Source organism: Sphingomonas rhizophila (assembly GCF_014396585.1).
GTDB classification, from domain to species: Bacteria; Pseudomonadota; Alphaproteobacteria; order Sphingomonadales; family Sphingomonadaceae; genus Sphingomicrobium; species Sphingomicrobium rhizophilum.
Genome location: NZ_CP060717.1, coordinates 674,977 through 691,753 on the forward strand (window position 1 = coordinate 674,977; position 16,777 = coordinate 691,753).

Here is a 16,777-nt window from a genome sequence, read left to right on the forward strand (position 1 = left end):
CCTAGTGCTCCGCCTCGCTTGCGCCCAGCTGGGATTTGAGGACGAAGGCGCCCTTGATAACGACCGTCTGCCCGGCGCGCAGGCCGTCCAGAATCTCGATCCTGCCGCCGCTCCGTGAGCCGACGGAAACGGGCATGGCCTGAAAGCCGCCCTTGACCTGGACGAACACCATGTCGCGGCCCTCGATCTGCTGCACCGCCTCTTCGGGCAGGATGATGCCGCTCTCCTGGCTGCCGCGCGGCGTGATCCGCACCCGCACCGCCTGACCCTGCGTCAATCCGGCCGGCGCGCCGCCCAGCTCAACGACCACCGTGGCCGAGCGGCTTTGCGGATCGACCGCAGGCGTGACCGAGCGAACGACGGCCTCGACGATGCTGCCGGTGGGCAGTTCGACAATCACGCGGTCCCCGGACGGATACGCTGGGCGTCGGTTGCCGGCACCGCCGCGTCGATCTGGATGCGGTTCGGGTTCGAGACATTGAACAGTTCCGCTCCGGCCGAAACATAAGCGCCAAGTTGGGTGTCGACCTCGGTGATCCGGCCGGAAATGGGGCTCCGCACGGCAAGGTAGCGCCCGCCGCCGGTCACGCCGGCCGCGCTGACGGCGGCATTTGCGCGCTGCAGCTCAGCTTCGGCGGTTTGCCGTGCCGCGACGGCAGCCTCAAGATCCTGCCGGGCCGTGATCCTGGCATTGAACAGGCGTTGCTCGCGATTGGCTGCCGCCCGCGCCGCCTGGGCACGTGCAGCGGCAGCATTGCGATCGGCAACGAATGCGGCTGCATCGCGGCTTTCAAGCAGTGCGACGGTCTCGCCGGCACCGACTGGATCACCGAGGCGCTTGTTCATGCGAACGACGGCGCCATCGGCGCGAGCCGTCAGCAAAGCCTGGCCTTCGGGTGGGGCCGTGACCGTCGCCTGAGCGATAATTTCCGACATGAGAGAGCCGAGCACGACCTGCTCGCTGGCGATACCGCTCGCGGCGAGCTTCTCCGGGTCATCGCGATGAAGCCCTCGGGGCCATGTTCTTCACCTTCGGCCTCCTCGGTTTGCTCGGTCGCGACCGGCTGGTCGGTCATCGACCGTCCGATCAACAGGCCGCCGACCCCGGCGAGGAGTGCGGCAGCTGCGACGCCGGCGAACCAGCGATTGCGGTCCGACAGGCGGATCAACTTGATGTCTCGGATGGACTGCATGGAGATATTCCTATTGCGCCAGGATCCGGCCGAGATCGGCCGTGGCGAGTGCGAGTTCGAGGCGAGCTTCGGTCAGTGAAGTCCGCGCGGCGGTGTAGGCATTCTGGATGTCGATCAGCTCGATCAGCGAGGCGCGGCCTTCCCGATAGGATAGTTCGGCAAGCCGAAGCGCTTCCGTGGCTTCCGGCACTGCAGCCCTTTCAAGAGCTTCCACGCGACGCTGGGCGGCCTCGACATTGGCGATGGCATTGCGCGCCTTTGCGGTGGTCGTGGCCAGCGTGGACGCGCGCCGGGCATCAGCGGCGGTTGCGGCCTGGCGAGCGGCCTCGATATTCCCCTGATTGCGGTCGAATAGCCGGAGCGGCATCGACAGGCCGGCAACCAGCCCAACATCGCCGGTCTCGCGGATATGGCGGACTCCAACCCCGACCGCGGGATCGAGGCGTCGTTCGGCGAGCTGCTCCCGAACCCCGGCCTGCGCAGCCACACGCTCCGCATCGGCGAGTCGCACATCGAGACTTTGGTCGGGATTGACCTGGCGAGGCGTGACATCGAGCGCCGTTCCGGAGACAGCCCAAACCGGCTCGCTGACGCCAAACAGCGCGGCAAGCGAGGAGCGGGCGGCAAGCTCATCGGCCGCCGCGGCTTCACGCGCGGCCTGCGCCTGCGCCAGCGCCGAACGAGCCCTCAACGCGCGCAATGGAGGATCGCGCCCGGCTTCGACCAGGATGCCAGCGACCCGCGCCAGTTCCCGCGCACGCCCCTCATTCTCGGTCGCCTGGGCCAGCTTTTCCCGCGCAGCGATGGCGCGGGCAAATTGCTCGCGAACGGACTGCAACAGATCGGCCTTGGCCATCGCGAGCTTGAGCTTCTGCACTTCGAGTGCGGCCTGGGCGGCATTCACCCGCGCCGACCGTCGGCCGCCGAGATCGAGCCGCTGGTTGAGCGCGACCGTCGTCTCGGTCGACCGCAAGCCGCGAAGCTCGCCGGTCCCGGCAAAGTTCTCGACCTCGACGCTCAGCTCCGGATTGCTGCGGTAGCCGGCCTGCCGAATGCGCGCCTCGGCGGCGGCGACCTCGGCCTCCGCCGCGACAATAGCGGGTGAACGAGCGGCCGCCTCATCCAGCGCTTGCGGAAGCGAAAGGCTGCCCGGAAGCGGGCCAGCGCGCGGCTCGGGTCGAGGTGCAACGACCGGCGCGGGTGGCCCGGCTGGTTGCGCCGACGGACTGCCGACACGCGGTGTGGCTGGATTGCCGACCTGCGCGGCCGCAGGCATCATCGGCCCCGCCGCCGCCACCGCGGCACACGCCGCGGCTGCTAAAAATCTCATTGAGTTGACTCCTGACGATCGAACGAACCCGCATCGCGGGCGCGAACCTCGTCAGGCGATCGGCGGCCTCAACTGGCTTTCCGGCTCTCTGCCGGGATGGTCCGCATCCTGTCTGGCGCTGGTGAGACCGGCCGAGCGGATTGAAAAACCGAGGGTGGCGAATTGTCCGGGCGTCGCGACATGATGGCCGCTGCAACCCGTGTGATGGTGCGCGACCCCTTGGTCGGGATCGGACGGCACTTCGTCGCGGTCACCCTCGAAATGTCCCGCGTTCTGTTCGGTAACCGGAATGCAGTCGAACCGTTCTGCGGCATGCGCCGACGATCCCGTCCACACCATCAGGACGAGAAGCAGCGCGCCAACGAGGTTGGTCCAGCGAGACATCGAACCGGCCATTAGCAGGCGGCCTGCCGGAAGGAAATGGCGCTGGTCACAACCATCGGCGCACCTGGTCGAGATAGGCCCGGTAATCGTCACCGAAGCGGCGCGTCAGATAGGCTTCCTCGCGACGGATCACGATTCGGTCGACGATCAGGCCGGCTAGCAGTGCACCGACGGCCGCGCCGAAACTCGACAATCCAAGCGCAGCCGCAAGGCCAACCACAACCATCCCAAGATACATGGGGTTGCGCGTGAAACGATAGGGGCCAGCGGCCACCAGCAACCTTGCTCCGCGCCACGGCTCTGCCCTGGTTTTGCTGCGAAAGAAGAGCCCAAGGGCCGAAATGATGAGCCCAACGCCGGCGAGCGCCATGAGAATGGCAACAGCAAGAACGATCCCGCTGGCGATCGGCCCGCCATCGATCAGCAGGCCGACGCCCACGAACACCGCCAGCATCAACGGAGGCGGCACGAAAACGCGCGGGTTGTCCTCGACTGTCATCGATGGGCTTCCGCTGGCATCGGCTCGTGGGTCAGTTCACTCACGGCGAGCCGGATGATCTTGATACCGCCGGTGATCCCGAGCATCGCCATGATCGCGGCGACGATAAGGTCCGGCCAGGCGGTTCCGCTGCCGAACACGCCGAGCGCCGCGGCTACCACGGCAAGATTGGCGATCGCGTCATTACGCGAGCAGATCCAAACCGACCGCATGTTCGCGTCGCCTTCCCGGAAGCGGTAGAGCATGAGCGCGACCCCGACATTGGCCGCCAACGCCGCAAGGCCGACGCCGCCCATGATCGCGGGCTGCGGCGACGAACCGTCGAACGCCGCGATGAGCGCTCCTACGATCACATAGATGCCCAAGGCGGTGAGGGTCAGCCCTTTGACCAACGCCGCGCTCGCTCGCCAAACCAGCGCCATCCCCGCGACACCGAGAGAGATGGCGTAATTGGCCGAATCCGCGAAGAAATCGAGCGCGTCAGCCTGCAACGCGCGGGAATTGGCGATTTCGCCGGCACCAAGTTCGCCTAGGAACATCACTGCGTTAACGATCAACGCAATCCACAGCGCTCGCCGCCAGCGCGGATCGACGGCCGGTTTCTTCGCTGGACCACAACAACTCGCGGACATTGCCACCTCGACAGACTCGATGTGACACCCCAAATGAACCCTGTAGCAACTACAGGGTCAAGTGATGATTGGCATGAAAATCGGCGAGCTCGCCAGATCGACCCGCACGGCGGTCGAGACCATCCGCTACTACGAGAAGATCGGCCTGATGCCGCAGGTCGCCAGGACCGAGGGCAACTACCGAAGCTACGGCTCGAACGAGGCCGAGCGCCTGGGCTTCATCCGACGAGCGCGGGATTTGGGATTTGGCATCGATCAGGTGCGAGCTTTGCTGAGCCTCGCCGACGAGCGTGATCGCGACTGCGGAGAGGTGGATTTCATCGCCAAGTCCAATCTGCTGGAAGTGGAACGGAAAATTGCAGCACTTCAGAATCTGCAACAGGAACTCTCTGCAGTCGTGCGGCAATGCCGCGCCGGCAAGGTTGCTGATTGCCGCATACTGAAGGCGCTAGGTCGGCCCGCAGATTGGGCGGATTGACCAACCAGTGCGTAACGAAGCGTCAGCTGCGCTCCGCAAATTGCCGCAACTTCACGAGATCGTGGCGCCACATAGTCCGAAAGAGGAGCCAGAAGCCGGTGACTGCGAGCCAAGCCATGGCGAAGCCCACCATGATGATTAGTGGATGGTTGAAGCTCGTGCGCTTCGCGTAGTCCATGTTGTGGAGCATCCAGAAGAAGTCCCACCAGCGCCAGCTGTCGTTGCGGCGTTCGAGCACCGCGCCGGTCGTTCCGGAGACATAGTAGCTGCTGTGCTTGGCGTCCGCGAAGTCGGCTCGCCAGATCGGCAGTTCGTGCTCGCGGACGGCGAGGGTTAGGTCAGTCAGCGGCGTAACCCGCGTTGGCTCCAAACCGTCGGGATGCGTCGCCCTCGCGACGGCAGCGGCCTTCGCTCGATCAATGACCATCGGCAGGCCGCTGGTCGCGTCAAAGAGCTTTACGCCACCGCTGATCTTTACTTCAATAGCTTGGCTGTCCGGCATGGCGCGAAGGCCCACGGCTTGGATCCCTTCGCCGCTCAGTTGGCGCTGGATGGTTGACCAGCCGCGAGCAGTCGGCAGCGGTGCCGGCTCAGCCTGAACGGCCTTCTCGCCGCCTGCGACCTCGTCCATGCTGATCAATGCCATGGCCGCGCCGCTGATCGCCCAGATCAGAAATTGCACGCCGATCACGATCCCGACCCACTTATGGATTTTGCGAAGCCAGATGGATTTGACGATCACTTGGTCAACGCCTTTTTCTTCTTCTTTTTGGGGAAGGCGTAAAGCAGCAGCCAGACACCGGAGAGGGCCATCAGCACCGCTCCCCAAGTGAAGACCCGGAGCAGCGTGTTGTTCACATTCTCCCGCTCGTCATAGTCCATGATGTGGAGCATCCAGACGAAATCGAAGATGCGCCACAGCTCGTGCCGCCGCGACACCAACTCACCCGTCACAGGCGACAGGTAGAACGTCGGTTTGTTCCAATGGTCGAACTCGACCTGCCACAGCGGAGGCTTTCGCCCGCGTATCTCGCCGGGGATGTCTGTGATCAGTCTTGCCGCCAGAATTGGTTCGCGGCCGGTATAGTAGGAGCGGGCCAATTCTCGGATCGCCGCTTCATTCGGTCCCGCTACAAGCTTCCCGGTACTCGCGTCGAACGCCGTTTCTCCAGCTTCCGACGTGGTCACAAAGAGCGGCTGGTCACGGAGCCAGGCAAGCCGCACCGCATTCGCCCCGTTGGCCGAGGCCAAGGCGACAGGATCGACCAGCGAATCGGCTGCAGCGAATCGCTGATGCGTCGATCGCACGAGATGGTCGCCGTGGATCGTGTCGATGTGGACGACGGTCATGTAGAGGCCGCTCAGCGACCAAATGACGACCTGGAGACCAATAAACAGCCCAAGCCACTTGTGCGTCTTGCGGGCGATGATGTGCGTGCGCATCGGCGGCGGTTATTCCAGTTCTCAAATGAAGACGACCCCGGGCGTGCTTGCCGCCGGGGTCGTTATCAAGTGCTCAGCAGTGTCCCGCAGCGCGATGCTCGGGCAAGCAAGTCGGCTCTGGCGCTTTAGGTTCTGGGGCCGGCTTGGGTTTGGCCGGAGCTGGTTTTGCCGTGGCCGGTTTCGGATCAGCAGGACTTGCGGCCGGTGCCGGCGCCTTGGCCGGGCTCGCGACTTGTGCCGCGGGCGTCATCGGCTCGCCGCGCAGCATCGCTTCGACAATTGCGACTTCCTTCTGCTGGTCCGCCTTGGTCTTTTCGATCTGGGCACGGACCGCGCCGGTTGCGCCGTTGGCCAGCGCGACATCCGACATCGCGACCGCGCCCTGGTGATGGGCCAGCATTTTGCGGAGGTAGGTCTCGGAAATGTCCGCGCCCTTGGCTCCCATCATGGCATCATGCATCTGCATGGTCGCGGCACGATACAGTTCGCCACTCGCCGCGTCCGGGTTCCCGGTCGCGACCAGCTTTTCGAGATCGGCAATTTCCTTCGTTTGCTTGTCGATGGTCTGCTGCGCCATCATTGCCGCATCAGCCGTTGGCTTCTGCGTCAAGGCAACGCGCGACATCTCAATCGCGCCCTTGTGATGCTCAATCATCTTGCGAACCCAGCTGTCCCCGGCGTTCACGCCGACCGCGGCGTTGATTGCACTGTCCATCGCCATTTCCGACTGGGCGAACGGATTATCGGGATCGGCCATCATTGTGTTCATGTCGTTGGCCGCACCATTCTGCGCGGTTTCGTCGGTGCCGCTGCACGCTGCCAGCGAGGCCATCAGGGCGATAGCGCCGAGGCCGGTCATTACCTTCTTCATAATTAACTCCATCTAGTTTGTTGGGCGCCCCGCCTAAGCTTTGAAGGCCGACAACTTTCCGGCCGCGTCGAACGCCATGACTTGGAAATCGTCCTTTGATCCGTCCGGCATTTCCATGCCCGGCGATCCGCGCGGCATGCCAGGAACTGCGATTCCGCGAATGCCTTCGGATTTGTCCTTGAGCAAACGCGCGACGTCCTCCATCGGCACATGCCCTTCGATGACAAAGCCTTCGACGGTCGCCGTGTGGCAGGAGGCGACTTCTTCGGGAACGCCGAGCTTCGCCTTGATGGCCGGCATATCCGGCCGGTCGACGAGCGACACGTGATAGCCGGCCTGGCGGGCAATTGCGGCCCAGGCTTCGCAGCAACCGCAACTGGGATCGCGGTAGACGGTCATTTGGGCAGCCTGGACTTTCGGCGGGCTCTCCGAACGGGATTGCGAGTTGCCGGATTGCTTCGCCTGTCCGCATCCGGTGATCGCGATGACGCCGGCGCTCGCGAGCATTGCGACCAGCGTTCGCCTGTCGAGGGTGTTCGGCATGGTCATTTCCTTTCGAGAATCGCCTTCATCTGGTCGATCTCGGCTTTCTGGCCGGCAATGATATCCGCGCAGAGTTGCTGGACTTCGGGGTCACTGATCTTAGCTCGCTCGCACATCAGGATGGCGCCCGAATGGTGCGGGATCATCGAGCGCAGGAATTGCTTGTCGCCGACCAGTGACTGCGCTCGGATCGCGGCGAAGGAGAGGACGAGGGTCAGCACGAAGACCGCGTAGAGGATCAGGTTCAGGCGCTTGTCCTGATACATCGACTTCATCGTCAGCAGCATGACGATTGCCATCGGCGCCCACATGACAAGAGCCATGTAGAGGAAGTTCACATTCTGGATGAACTCGCCGAAGCTCCAGATCATGGCGAACATCGCCACATACATAACCAGCAGGCTGAGGGCGAGATTGACCGCTAGCATGCGGTAATGATGGCGCTGCATGTCCTTGGACATCTTCATGTCGCTCGGCATTGTTCCGTGACCTTCATGACCCTGTTCCATCACTCATCCTCCTCAAAACATCAGATGTTCCATGCCGTGGGTGACCGCTGCGCCCAGGAAGCCCTGCACGGCGATCGCCAGCGTCATGATCGACAACGCAAGGATCATTCCGGCCCCGCGGTCTTCCCAAGGCCGGCGCCAAGCCCAGACTCCCAGTCCGGCACCAGCGATCCCGATGCCGACACCAAGCCAACGGTGATAGGTCAGTATTGGATCGGGATCGGCCGACATGCCCGCCAGCCACCCGGCGGCGGCCGCGAACGGCGCGAGCAAGCCCCGGCGACGACAAGGAACTGAACCGGCGCCGAAAATGCCGGTCGCCGTCGGCCGACAACCGCGGTGAACAACGCGGCTGGAAAGAAAGCGATCGGGAAGTGCACGACAAATGGATGCAGGCGGCCGAGCCAGCCCAACAGCCGTTCAAGGAATGGCAGTTTCGAGCGGTCGACCTCCATCTCCATGTCGCCCATCATGTCGTGCGACATCGGCTGGGCCGCCGCAGGTTGATTGCCGGCTGTCGCAACATTTCCCGGCGCCGTCGGTGGCTGAACGACCTGGGCCGCCTGCGCCTTGTTCTTTTTGTGCTTCTCGTGGCCAAAGGCCGGTGTAGCGACGAGCACCAAACCGATCACGACAGCCAACAACACGATGAATTGGAGCAGGCGAGCCGCGCCGACTTTTCGGTGTTCCGCCAAGATCATCTCAGCTTCCTTTCGGCTTGCGCGCACTATTGTGCATTGACAGGATCTTCCATTGCCCACCGATCTTCTTGAGGACGCTGGTCGCCACACCGCGGCGCTCGGCGATTTCGCCCGACTTGGTCTCGATGCGATAGTTGTAGGTCTCGGTGGCGAGCGCGACCGGACCCTCGAAGCGCACCGCGACTTTGTAGTCGGAGAAGGCGAACGCCTTGAATGCCTTCAACTCCGGGCCAAGGTGGTGGTCCAGATATTGAGCGTAGGTTCCCTCAACCCCGCCTGTCTCGAAGATGGCCGAGTCGGCCGCGAACAGCGCGGCGGTCCCCGTCGCGTCGAGCCGTTCAATGGCCGACTTATAGCGCGACAGCACATCCTTGACCGCTGCCTCGTCGGCTGTGGCGGCGGCCGGAGTAGTCTTGGAGTGGCCCGGCGGATGCTGGACGGGTTGAGCTATAGCCGTCTGACCGACCAGCCCAATGGTTGCGAAAGCGGTGACAAGTCTCATGATTTTCTCCCCTTGATCAGAACCACATGCGAATGCCGCTGACGACGCTCCAGCCGGCCGCATCCTCGCCTTCGGCGCGCAGGAACTGGCGGGTGTCACCGAAGGCACGGCGGTATTGGACGCCGATGTAGGGCGCGAACTCACGGCGGATGTCGTAGCGCAGGCGGAGCCCCAGCTCGGCGTCGCTCAGTCCCTTGCCGACGCCGATCTCGCGGCTGCTCTGCGCGGCGAAGTTCAGCTCGGCGCGGGGCTGAAGGATCAGCCGCTGGGTAATGCGCTGGTCATAATAGCCTTCGAGGCGAGCCATCAGCTCGCCCTTGTTCGACAGGAATAGCGCGCCCTCGACATCGAAAAAGCTCGGCGCCAGTCCCTCGAACCCGACAGTCGCATAGACCCGCGACGGGTTGGGTTTGAAGTCGTAACGCACGCCACCTTGGACATTGAAATAGGGTCCGATCGCGCGGCTGTAGAGCGCCTGCACTTCGGCCTTTTCAACGGGGCGTCCGAACGCCGCTTCGCCCTCGCTCTTGAGCCACAACCGGTTGATGTCGCCGCCATACCAGGCTTCGCCATCCCATTCGTAACCGTCGCGGCCGTTGCGCAACTGTGCCTCGAACACATTGAGCAGCGCCTGGAAGAACTTCTGGTCGCCATGGAACTCCTTGAGGTGGTGGCGTCCCATCTCCATCGCTGGCGTGCCGTAGACGGCATCGCCCGCATGGTCGGTCGGCACCGGCGGCCGCGGGGCGTTGCCGGCTGGAAAACTCGTGCCCTCGGCGGTGTTGGTTGTCGCCGGGGTGCAATGGCCCATCGCGGCATGCTCTGGCATGCAGGTGGGCTCAGGAGGCGGGGCTGGCTGGGTCGTCGGCAGAGTGCAGTGCCCCATCGCCGCATGCTCCGGCAGACAGGTCGTCTGCGGCGGTGCCGATGCGGCCGGTGTTTGCATGCCCGGCATTGACGACATGTCATGACCCGCATGCGGATCTGCCGGCTTGGTGGCACCCTTTTGTGCAACCGGCTTTTTTGGGCCAGCCTTTTTTGCGGCCGGTTTCTTCGCGATCGGCTTCTTGGCGATCGTTTTCTTCGCAGCGGGTTTTTTCGCCGGCGCCTTCTTCGCCGGCATCGGCATCGTCATGCCCGGCATGTTGCTATGGTTCATCTGCGCGGCGGCGGGCGCCGCGACGGCGACGCTGGCGGTCGCCGCGAGTAGCGGCAGGATGCACTTTACGAAGGTCATTGGTTGCCTCCCTGATCGGGACGGACCGTGACGACGCGCATCATCCCGGCGGTCATGTGGTAGAGATTGTGACAGTGGAACGCCCAGTCGCCCTGGGCGTCGGCAGTCACATCGAAGCTGACCTTTCCACCCGGCGCGACATTGACCGTGTGCTTTCGCGGCCCATAGGCGCCATGGCCCGTCACCAGCTCGAAGAAATGGCCGTGCAGGTGGATCGGGTGCGGCATCATCGTGTCGTTGATCAGCGTCACCCGCACCCGCTCGTTGAGGCGGAACGGAATCGGCTCAGCCGGCTCGCTCATCTTTACGCCGTCGAACGACCACATATAGCGTTCCATGTTGCCGGTGAGATGGATGTCGAGCGAGCGCGTCGGCGCCCGCACATCTGGATTGCGGTTGAGCGACACCAGGTCGCGATAGGTCAACACGCGATGATCGAGACCTTCCAGACCAGCGCCCGGTTCACCAGTACGATCGACCGGGTTCGGTGAAATCGTCTGGACGCCGGGGTTCTTGTCGACCTGAGGCGCATTGGAGAAGTCCCGCATGCTGTGCGACATGGAACCCCCGCTTGCCCCATGACCCATCGGCGCAGCGGCTGTGCCGCCGGTCGGCGCGGCTCCGGTCATCGCGGAATGATCCATGCCGGCCATCGAACCCGACCCGGCGGCGCCCTGAGTCATCGCCGAATGGTCCATTCCGGCCATCGAACCGGTAGGAGCGGGGGTGGCAGCCGCGGTGCCGTGGCCCATGGCGGCATGATCCATGCCCGCCATAGCGGCGCTCGCCGCAACCGCGGCCGACTTGATCGTTCCGTGGTCGGTCGGCTCCTTCCATCCGGTCAGCTTCCACAGGTTGCGGGAGGCATTCTGCTCGGCCGATGGGTCGACGCCGCGAACCGCCGCCGGGTTAGGCGCATTGGGCATGTCCATCCCGGCCATGCCAGCCATTCCGCCGTGATTCATGCCGCTCATGTCCATCCCCATGTCCTTCATGGTCAGCACCGGCCGTGGGCGGAGCGGCGGAACGGGTGCCGACATGCCCTCGCGCGGCGCCAGAGTGGCGCGGCCGAGGCCGGACCGGTCGATGGACTCGCTGACGAAACTGTAGGCGCGGTCGCCCGGCGTCACGACGACATCGTAGGTCTCGGCGACGCCGATCTGGAGTTCATCGACGGTGACCGGACGGACATTCTGCCCATCGGCCTGGACCACCGTCATCGGCAAGTCGGGGATGCGGACATTAAAGTTGGACTGCGCGGCGGCGTTGATGATGCGCAAGCGCACCCGCTCGCCCGGCCTGAACAGGCCGGTCCAGTTGTCGAACGGTCCAAAGCCGTTGACCGTAAAATTGTAAGTCGAGCCGGTAACATCGGCGATGTCGGCCGGATCCATCCGCATCTTGGCCCATTCGCGGCGTTCGGAAGCCGGCAGGTCGCGGCCGGCAAGCTGTCCCGACAGGGTCAGGCGCTGCATGTTGAAATAGCCGCCGCCCATCTGCTTCAGTTTCTTGTAGATGGTGGCGCCGGCCATCGGACTGTGGTCCGACAGGACCAGCACATGCTCGCGATCGAAGGCCACTGGATCGGGACCGGCCGGATCGATGACGATTGGCCCGTAAACGCCATCTTCTTCCTGGTAAGCGCTGTGGCTATGATACCAGTAGGTGCCCGACTGATTGACCTCGAACTCATAGTCGAAGGTCGACCGGGGCATAATGCCGGGGAAGCTGATGCCAGGAACACCGTCCATTGCGAATGGCACGAGCAAGCCATGCCAGTGGATTGAGCTTTCCTCGTCCAGCGTGCTCTGAACGCGAAGGCGGACCTTCTGGCCTTCCTTGAGCCGCACCAGCGGGCCGGGGACGGTGCCGTTGATGCCAACGGCGCGGCTGACCTTGCCATCGACACGGACGGCGACCTTGCCGATGGTGAGGGCAATGTCGTTGCCGCTGACCGTCGGCAGCGGCCGGACGAGGCCGCCGGATACAGGTTGCGCCCAGGCGGGCATGGCTCCGGCCACGCCAAATCCGGCGCCGGTTAGCGCCGCGGCGCGCAGGAAAGCACGCCGCTCAAGCGCGACATTATCGATCATAGGGAATCCTCGCTCGGTCACGGACAAATATGCCGGTCCTGCCACCGGGCGAATGCCCGGCGACAGGAGTCAGCAATCGTTAGTTGCCGTGGTTTTGGTGAGCGTCAGCGCTCGGCGCTGCCGCCGGAGAAGGCGACATGTTGTGGCCCGCGTGCGCGTCGGCACCGGCCTTCGTGTCGTGCTTGGAATGGTCCATCTTGGCCATGTCCTTGCAGCAGTCGCACTTCTCTTTCATCTTCTCGCAGCACTCCATCTTCTTGGGTGCCGGAGCGGGGGCCGTTTGCGCGCTGGCAACGGCCGGAAGGGCGATCGACATCGCGATCGCAAGCATCATCTTGTTCATTGGTAACTCCGTGAAAATCGGTTGAAGTCGATTTTCACGCCACCCGCGGAGGGGGTGTGGGGAGTTCTCCGAAATAGCCGAACTGGAAACCTTGAGGCGTTACGGAGGGACTGACCCTCGCATAAGCATGAGGCTCAATCGACGCCGCCGGCGTCACGGCAACTGCTGCACACATGGCCACACAGCAGCTCTTGCCAGCCTTGCTGGTATCCTTGTCGGAGCTCGAACTCTTGTCGCAGTGTCCCTTGCCCATCATCTGGGCGTGATGGTCGGTTGGCGCCATGGCCATCGCCGCGCCAGACTGCATCGCCAACGGCGCAAACAGCATCGCTACGGCAATGAGAATCGAGAAGATCGCTCGGGCATTCACAAGCGCCGATATGGGCGCAAAACCCAGAATATACAATCGAGTGGTCTTTGAAGCGGCCATGAGTGTTATTCCGCGTCCAGTTCGTCGAGGATCGGACAATCGGGGCGAGCGTCTCCGTGGCAACTGGCCGCTAATCGTTCCAGAGTTCGCTTCATGCCTTGCAGAACCTCAATCCTGTCGCGGAGTTCCGCTGCGCGAGCCAAGGCAATTTCCTTTACATCGGCGCTTGCGCGATCCTTATCGCTCCAAAGTGCCAGCAGCTGGCGGATCTCGTCGATCGGAAATCCGAGATCGCGAGCCCTGCCGATGAACCGAAGCGTGTGGAGATCCCGGTCATCGTAATCGCGATAGCCGGAGTCGCGGCGCGCGGCCGGCGGCATGAGACCGATCTTCTCGTAATGACGGATCATGCGCTGGCTGACGCCGGACGCGATCGATGCTTGGCCGATTTTCATGCCGTGATTTTCCTCGCGGTCAGCAGATCGATTGACCCGCTGGGCGTGGCGATGCGGTCTAGCTGTCGAACATCGATGAACCCCGCCTCACGCATCAAGCGGGGCAGGATACCATCGGCGTTCGGCTGGGTATCGGAAACGCCATCGAGCAACTGAACGGTGAAACGGAAAGCCACCTTCATCGGGATCGAGCGCTGCTCGCCGTAATCGGCAATGAAGATTGAACCACCGGGCTTCAACCAGTCCCGCATGGCGGCCAGAAGCCGAATTTTCTCGCTAAGGGGCACCTGATGGAAGACGAGACTACTGGCTACCTTGTCAACCCGGTGTGCATCCGACGGTGGCTTGTCAGCCAAAAACCCTTCGTCGAACAATGCGCTCGATCCAGCCGACTTGGCTTTCGATCGAGCCGAGCGCACAGCATCGGCATCAGGATCGATGCCCCGATAGAAAGCATTCGGCTCCCTGCTCGAGAGGATAACACCCAGGCTACCGGTTCCAGAGCCGACATCCAGGATCGTCTCTCCGGGTCGCGGATCAATGGCTTTCGCCAGTTTGGAGCGCCAATGCGCTTCTCTCGTGAACAGACCAATCGCCCGATCGTAAAACGGCGTTAGAGCCGCGACGCCGAGCGGCGGAGTGTAAGGGGCGGCGCTCACAACCTCACCCGATTCAGCCGCAGCGAATTGCCGATCACCGCGACCGAACTGAAGGCCATCGCCGCGCCGGCGATGATCGGCGACAGCAGGATGCCGAACCAGGGGTAAAGCACACCAGCCGCGATCGGCACGCCGGCCGCATTGAAAATGAAGGAGAAGAACAGGTTCTGGCGGATGTTGCGCATCGTCGCCCGGCTCAAATGCCGAGCCCTAACAATTCCTACGAGATCGCCTTTCACCAGCGTCACATGCGCGCTTTCCATTGCAACATCGGTGCCGGTGCCCATCGCGAGGCCGACATCGGCGGCAGCCAAAGCCGGGGCGTCGTTAATGCCGTCGCCGGCCATTGCGACCCTGCGTCCGGCTGAGCGCAATTCCGCGACCTTTGCCTGCTTCTGATCGGGCAGGACATCCGCCATGACCTCGTCGATGCCGACTCTGCGGGCGACGGCCTCGGCGGTGCGGCGGTTGTCGCCGGTCATCATGACAACATGGACGGCAGCGCGCCGCAATTCGGCCACGGCATCAGCCGCGCTCTTTTTGATCGGATCTGCCACCACCAGAAGCCCGGCGAGCTTGCCGTCGATGGCCACGAACATAACGCCCTGGCCGTCGGCGCGATGCTGGTCCGCGCTTGCTTCCAGCGGCGCCGTATCGATGCCAAGCTCGGCAAGCATCGCCGTGTTGCCCAGAGCGACCTTTCGTCCGTCGACCGTGCCGCTCACGCCTTTGCCGGTGACCGACTTGAAGTCGCTGCTTGGCGGAAGGTCGATTTCCCGCTCTTCCGCGCCGCTGACGATGGCTTCAGCCAAAGGGTGCTCGCTGCCACGCTCCAAGGAAGCCGCAAGACGCAGCACATCGTGCTCGTCGAAGCCATCGAAAGTATTGACGCCGACCAGCCTGGGCCTGCCCTCGGTGAGTGTGCCGGTCTTGTCGACGACCAGCGTGTCGACCTTCTCCATCAGCTCCAGTGCTTCGGCATTCTTGACCAACACACCCACCGATGCGCCACGGCCGGTCCCGACCATGATCGACATGGGGGTGGCGAGGCCGAGCGCGCAGGGGCAGGCAATGATCAATACTGCGATCGCGTTGACCAACGCGTGGGCAAGGCGCGGTTCAGGGCCGACCAGGCTCCACACCGCGAACGCGGCGATCGATACCAAGACCACGCCGGGGACGAACCAGGCGGACACTTGATCGGCCAGCTTTTGGATCGGCGCTCGTGACCGCTGGGCATCGGCGACCATGCGCACGATCTGGGCCAGCATCGTGTCGCGGCCGACCCGCTCGGCCCGCATCAGTAGGCTGCCGGTGCCGTTGACGGTCCCGCCGGTGACCTTCTGGCCGGGCAGCTTCTCAACCGGGACCGGCTCGCCGCTGATCATCGACTCATCGACCGAGCTGTGACCGTCGACGATCACCCCATCCACCGGGATCTTCTCGCCGGGCCGGATACGGAGCCAGTCGCCGACTTGGACATGCTCCAGCGGAATGTCCTCCTCGGCGTTGTCACGGACACGCCTTGCAGTCTTGGGCGCGAGGCCCAGAAGTGACTTGATCGCCGCTCCAGTCGCGCTCCGTGCCCGCAGTTCCAGCACCTGGCCCAACAGCACCAGCGTCGTGATGACCGCTGCGGCCTCAAAATAGACGGGGACGAGACCGCCCATCGTTCGCAGCGAAGTCGGGAAACTCTCCGGGGTGACAGCGGCCACGACGCTATAGCCGTAGGCAACGCCCACGCCGAGACCGATCAAGGTGAACATGTTGAGGTTGCGGGTCTTGAGGCTTGCCCAGAAGCGCTCGAAGAATGGCCAGCCGCCCCACAACACCACCGGCGTGGCGAGCGCAAGCTGCACCCACATCGAGGTTCGCATCGGGATCGGCTCCCAGCCGAAAAGCTCGGCGCCGAAGGTCAGGATGACAAGCGGCAAGCTGAGTGCTGCGCTAACCAAGAAACGGCGGCTCATGTCGATCAATTCGGGATTGGGCCCTTCGTCGAGCGTCGGCTCAAGTGGCTCCAGAGCCATGCCGCAAATCGGACACTGGCCCGGCTTGTCCCGTCGGATCTCCAAATGCATCGGGCAGGTCCAGATCGTTCCGACTGCCGGTTCCGCAGATGCCCCCTCGGCCGGATGACCGATCGCAGGGCCGCTTGCTGCGGGATTCAGATAGGCATCGGGATTGGCAGCGAACCTGTCGAGACAGCGGGCACTGCAAAAATAATACGGCTGGTCGGCGAAGTCGTAGCGATGCTCGGTCGTCCGGGTGTCGACCTTCATCCCGCACACCGGATCGGTGGTTGTTGCGGCTTCTTCGGCGCCTTTGTGGCAGCATTCTACCATAGCAAACTTCCCTCGATCGGCTCTCCTTACGCCTAGATGGACCTTGACACCATGTTAGGGTCAAGGGGTCACCGGGCTAGGGAGGAATCCAACCAAAGGCCTCCCGCTAGGGTTGGACACGTCAATGATGAGCCGAGGACGAATTGCGTCGCTAGGTCATTAACCTGGAACTTAAACGTGTCACGAAATC

Annotated in this window: 22 protein-coding genes; 1 reads left to right on the forward strand and 21 read right to left on the reverse strand. The window is 63.5% G+C overall.

The genetic code is table 11. The features are described from left to right. Position 1 precedes the first annotated feature (1 nt). Genes H9L12_RS03285 through H9L12_RS03315 form a run of 7 tightly spaced genes read right to left on the reverse strand, consistent with a single transcriptional unit; the run spans position 2 to position 4,038 of the window. Positions 2-400, reverse strand: coding sequence for an efflux RND transporter periplasmic adaptor subunit (locus H9L12_RS03285; RefSeq protein WP_187542602.1), 399 nt, complete (start codon positions 398-400; stop codon positions 2-4). Beyond that, positions 397-936 (reverse strand): efflux RND transporter periplasmic adaptor subunit, encoded by a 540-nt coding sequence (locus H9L12_RS03290; protein WP_187542603.1) that lies wholly within the window; start codon positions 934-936, stop codon positions 397-399. The genes H9L12_RS03285 and H9L12_RS03290 overlap by 4 nt, the downstream gene beginning before the upstream one ends. Further along, the gene (locus H9L12_RS03295) at positions 876-1,193 is read right to left on the reverse strand and encodes a hypothetical protein (protein WP_187542604.1); all 318 of its coding nucleotides are present in this window, start codon (positions 1,191-1,193) and stop codon (positions 876-878) included. The genes H9L12_RS03290 and H9L12_RS03295 overlap by 61 nt, the downstream gene beginning before the upstream one ends. A 10-nt stretch (positions 1,194-1,203) precedes the next feature. After that, positions 1,204-2,523, reverse strand: a complete 1,320-nt coding sequence (locus H9L12_RS03300; RefSeq protein WP_187542605.1) for a TolC family protein — start codon at positions 2,521-2,523, stop codon at positions 1,204-1,206. Between the two features lie 51 nt (positions 2,524-2,574). Further along, complete coding sequence (locus H9L12_RS03305) at positions 2,575-2,907, reverse strand: hypothetical protein (RefSeq protein ID WP_187542606.1); 333 nt, start codon at positions 2,905-2,907, stop codon at positions 2,575-2,577. Between the two features lie 46 nt (positions 2,908-2,953). Further along, positions 2,954-3,361, reverse strand: coding sequence for a methyltransferase family protein (locus tag H9L12_RS03310; RefSeq protein ID WP_187542607.1), 408 nt, complete (start codon positions 3,359-3,361; stop codon positions 2,954-2,956). A 41-nt stretch (positions 3,362-3,402) separates the two neighbouring features. Next, positions 3,403-4,038 (reverse strand): cation efflux transmembrane domain-containing protein, encoded by a 636-nt coding sequence (locus tag H9L12_RS03315; protein WP_187542608.1) that lies wholly within the window; start codon positions 4,036-4,038, stop codon positions 3,403-3,405. Between the two features lie 64 nt (positions 4,039-4,102). On the opposite strand from H9L12_RS03315, the gene H9L12_RS03320 reads away from it, so the two are divergent. Beyond that, positions 4,103-4,516, forward strand: a complete 414-nt coding sequence (locus H9L12_RS03320; RefSeq protein WP_147493508.1) for a MerR family transcriptional regulator — start codon at positions 4,103-4,105, stop codon at positions 4,514-4,516. A 22-nt stretch (positions 4,517-4,538) separates the two neighbouring features. Here the strand turns inward: H9L12_RS03320 and H9L12_RS03325 are convergent, their stop codons facing one another. From H9L12_RS03325 to H9L12_RS03390, 14 genes are all read right to left on the reverse strand, one after another. Then, entirely contained in the window at positions 4,539-5,258 is a 720-nt protein-coding gene (locus H9L12_RS03325; protein WP_187107831.1) for a PepSY domain-containing protein, read from the reverse strand. Then, positions 5,255-5,959 carry a PepSY domain-containing protein gene (locus tag H9L12_RS03330; protein ID WP_187542609.1) on the reverse strand — a complete coding sequence of 235 codons (705 nt, stop codon included), beginning with the start codon at positions 5,957-5,959 and terminating at the stop codon, positions 5,255-5,257. Before H9L12_RS03330 ends, H9L12_RS03325 begins: the two co-directional genes overlap by 4 nt. Before the next feature lie 73 nt (positions 5,960-6,032). Continuing rightward, a complete protein-coding gene (locus H9L12_RS03335) occupies positions 6,033-6,830 on the reverse strand; it encodes a DUF305 domain-containing protein (RefSeq protein WP_187542610.1) in 798 nt (265 codons plus the stop codon). A 33-nt stretch (positions 6,831-6,863) separates the two neighbouring features. Beyond that, on the reverse strand, positions 6,864-7,373 hold the full coding sequence (locus H9L12_RS03340; RefSeq protein WP_147493504.1) for a DUF411 domain-containing protein: 510 nt from the start codon (positions 7,371-7,373) through the stop codon (positions 6,864-6,866). Between the two features lie 2 nt (positions 7,374-7,375). Next, on the reverse strand, positions 7,376-7,882 hold the full coding sequence (locus H9L12_RS03345; protein WP_246104811.1) for a DUF305 domain-containing protein: 507 nt from the start codon (positions 7,880-7,882) through the stop codon (positions 7,376-7,378). A gap of 203 nt (positions 7,883-8,085) precedes the next feature. Beyond that, positions 8,086-8,583, reverse strand: a complete 498-nt coding sequence (locus H9L12_RS03350; RefSeq protein WP_187542611.1) for a DUF2231 domain-containing protein — start codon at positions 8,581-8,583, stop codon at positions 8,086-8,088. A 1-nt stretch (position 8,584) separates the two neighbouring features. Then, positions 8,585-9,085 carry a YybH family protein gene (locus H9L12_RS03355; RefSeq protein WP_147493502.1) on the reverse strand — a complete coding sequence of 167 codons (501 nt, stop codon included), beginning with the start codon at positions 9,083-9,085 and terminating at the stop codon, positions 8,585-8,587. A 16-nt stretch (positions 9,086-9,101) separates the two neighbouring features. Beyond that, entirely contained in the window at positions 9,102-10,322 is a 1,221-nt protein-coding gene (locus tag H9L12_RS03360) for a copper resistance protein B (protein ID WP_187542612.1), read from the reverse strand. Beyond that, positions 10,319-12,415, reverse strand: a complete 2,097-nt coding sequence (locus H9L12_RS03365; RefSeq protein ID WP_187542613.1) for a copper resistance system multicopper oxidase — start codon at positions 12,413-12,415, stop codon at positions 10,319-10,321. Before H9L12_RS03365 ends, H9L12_RS03360 begins: the two co-directional genes overlap by 4 nt. Before the next feature lie 79 nt (positions 12,416-12,494). Next, positions 12,495-12,758, reverse strand: a complete 264-nt coding sequence (locus tag H9L12_RS03370) for a hypothetical protein (protein ID WP_147493499.1) — start codon at positions 12,756-12,758, stop codon at positions 12,495-12,497. Positions 12,759-12,792: 34 nt separating this feature from the next. After that, a complete protein-coding gene (locus tag H9L12_RS03375; protein ID WP_187542614.1) occupies positions 12,793-13,164 on the reverse strand; it encodes a hypothetical protein in 372 nt (123 codons plus the stop codon). Positions 13,165-13,193: 29 nt separating this feature from the next. Continuing rightward, a complete protein-coding gene (cueR, locus tag H9L12_RS03380; protein WP_147493497.1) occupies positions 13,194-13,583 on the reverse strand; it encodes a Cu(I)-responsive transcriptional regulator in 390 nt (129 codons plus the stop codon). Continuing rightward, entirely contained in the window at positions 13,580-14,242 is a 663-nt protein-coding gene (locus tag H9L12_RS03385) for a class I SAM-dependent methyltransferase (RefSeq protein ID WP_187542615.1), read from the reverse strand. The genes cueR and H9L12_RS03385 overlap by 4 nt, the downstream gene beginning before the upstream one ends. Next, positions 14,239-16,524, reverse strand: a complete 2,286-nt coding sequence (locus H9L12_RS03390; protein ID WP_246450540.1) for a heavy metal translocating P-type ATPase — start codon at positions 16,522-16,524, stop codon at positions 14,239-14,241. Before H9L12_RS03390 ends, H9L12_RS03385 begins: the two co-directional genes overlap by 4 nt. Positions 16,525-16,777 lie beyond the last annotated feature (253 nt).